General features: G+C 69.7%; 1 protein-coding gene. It reads right to left on the reverse strand.

Annotated features, from left to right (window positions below; translation table 11 throughout):
• Positions 1-1,455 (reverse strand): helicase-related protein (locus I73_RS17625; protein WP_022981821.1); only part of this gene is annotated, 1,455 nt, incomplete at both ends.

A 1,455-nucleotide genomic window follows, 5' to 3' on the forward strand; every position in this document is an offset into this window, starting at 1 on the left:
CCGGCCGAAGTTGACCTTGCGTTGGTGGTAGATGACGATGCCGTAGAGCGTGGCGCGCTCCAGCGCCACGACCTCGGCGGCCTTCTTCTCCCAGTGCGGCTCCAGCAGCTGCTTCTTGAGCAGGTGGCCGGCGATGCGCTCGATCCACTGCGGCTCGATGGCCGCCAGGCCGCGGCCGAACAGGCGGGTGGTGTCCACCAGCTCGGCGGCCACCAGCCAGCGACCCGGCTTCTTGGACAGGTGGGCGCCCGGGTGGCGCCAGAACTTGATGCCGCGCGCGCCCAGGTACCAGTCCTCGTCGTCGGACTTGCAGCCCACATTGCCCAGCAGGCCGGCCAGCATGGCCATGTGGACCTGCTCGTAGGTGGCCGGGCTCTGGTTCAGGCGCCAGCCATGCTCGGCCACCACGGTGTGCAGCTGGCTGTGGATGTCGCGCCACTCGCGCACGCGGCGCGGGTTGACGAAGCTCTCGCGCAGCCGGGCTTCCTGCTGGCGGTTGCTGAGCTTGTGGCTGTCGGTCTTCTGGCCGGCCGGCGCCCCCTGGGCCCCGTGTCCATGCTGGCCGCGGCCTTCCTCGATCCATTGCCAGAGCTTGAGGTAGCCCATGAACTCCGACTTCTCGTCGTCGAACTTCTTGTGCTTCTCGTCGGCGGCCTGCTGCTGTTCCAGCGGGCGGTCGCGCACGTCCTGGCCGGACAGGGCCGAGGCGATGATCAGCACCTCGGTCAGGCTCTGGCGGTCGCGCGCCTCCAGAATCATGCGGCCCACCCGCGGGTCCAGCGGCAGCTTGGACAGCTCCTGGCCAATGGCGGTGAGCTCGTTGGCCTCGTCCACGGCGCCCAGCTCGCCCAGCAGGGCATAGCCATCGGCAATGGCCTTGCGCGGCGGCTCTTCGAGGAAGGGAAAGTCCTCCACCGCGCCCAGGTGCAGCGACTTCATGCGCAGGATCACGCCGGCCAGCGAGGAGCGCAGGATCTCGGGGTCGGTGAAGCGCGGCCGGCCCTGAAAGTCCTTCTCGTCGTAGAGCCGGATGCAGATGCCGTTGGCCACGCGGCCGCAGCGGCCCGCGCGCTGGTTGGCCGCGGCCTGGCTGATGGACTCGATCTGCAGCTGCTCGACCTTGTTGCGGTAGCTGTAGCGCTTGACGCGCGCCAGGCCGCTGTCGATCACGTAGCGGATGCCGGGCACGGTCAGCGAGGTCTCGGCCACGTTGGTGGCCAGCACGATGCGCCGGCCGTTGCCCGGGCTGAAGACCCGGTCCTGCTCGGCCTGGGAGAGCCGCGCGAACAGCGGCAGGATGTCGGGTTGCGGCCCATGCCTCTGGCGCTGCGCCAGGTGCTTGTTCAGGTGGTCGGCCGCCTCGCGGATCTCGCGCTCGCCGGGCAGGAAGACCAGGATGTCGCCCGGGCCCTCGCGCCAGAGCTCGTCCACCGCATCGGCGATGGCGTCGTGAGT

This window comes from Ideonella sp. B508-1, from assembly GCF_000333615.1.
In the GTDB taxonomy this organism is placed as follows: Bacteria; Pseudomonadota; Gammaproteobacteria; order Burkholderiales; family Burkholderiaceae_C; genus Ideonella.